Source organism: Angustibacter peucedani (assembly GCF_054779595.1).
The window spans coordinates 1-700 of the sequence record NZ_BAAGXY010000175.1 but is presented as its reverse complement, the minus strand read 5'-3'; the positions used below and the strand labels follow the sequence as shown (position 1 = coordinate 700).

General features: G+C 51.6%; 2 protein-coding genes. One reads left to right on the top strand and one right to left on the bottom strand.

What is annotated here, in order from left to right; all coding sequences use genetic code 11:
* Positions 1-184, top strand: a 184-nt coding sequence (locus tag ACYVJ4_RS18585; protein ID WP_460461532.1) for a YecH family metal-binding protein, incomplete at its 5' end; no start/stop codon positions are given.
* A 36-nt stretch (positions 185-220) separates the two neighbouring features.
* Here ACYVJ4_RS18585 and ftnA read toward each other — a convergent pair.
* On the bottom strand, positions 221-700 hold a 480-nt coding region (gene ftnA, locus ACYVJ4_RS18580), incomplete at its 5' end, for a non-heme ferritin (protein WP_171858020.1).

The following is a 700-nucleotide window of genomic DNA, read 5'->3' as shown; positions in this document are numbered from 1 at the left end:
CTATACGGAGGAGAGTCTGGTTGAGGCGATACATGCCCGCTTTGGCGAAGCGGCGCGTTTCCATACCTGTTCAGCTTCGGAGATGACGGCCGCGGAGCTGGTGGCGTTTCTGGCGGCGCGCGGAAAATTCATTCCAGCAGCAGACGGATTTTCCACTCACGAAAGTAAAATCTGCCGCCATTAAATAATGCGGTGCTGAAAACTCAGCACCGCTTTTCTGTTAATTCTGGGTATCGAGCGTCGACAGCTCTTTATCAATGAAGTACAGACCTTCCCCGGATTTACCTGCCAGAGATAATTTATCCAGCACGGATTTAAACAGCTTCTCTTCTTCGTGCTGTTCAGCCACATACCACTGAAGGAAATTAAAGGTTGGATAATCCTGGCTGGTCATGGCGGCATGAGCCAGTTCATTAATTTTCTGGGTGATCAGCTGTTCATGCTCATAGGTGGCGCGGAACAGTTCATCAAGAGAGCCGTATTCGGCAAAAGGCGATGCCACGTTATCAATGCGCGGCAGGCTGCCGGTGTCCGTCAGGTAATCAAACAGACGCTGCATGTGCGTCATCTCTTCCTGGGCATGGCGACGCAGGAAGGCGGCCGCCCCTTCAAAGCTGTGATAGCTGCACCAGGCGCTCATCTGCTGATAGAGCAGGGAAGAAAAAAGCTCAAGATTCATTTGCGCATTGAGCTTGTCGAT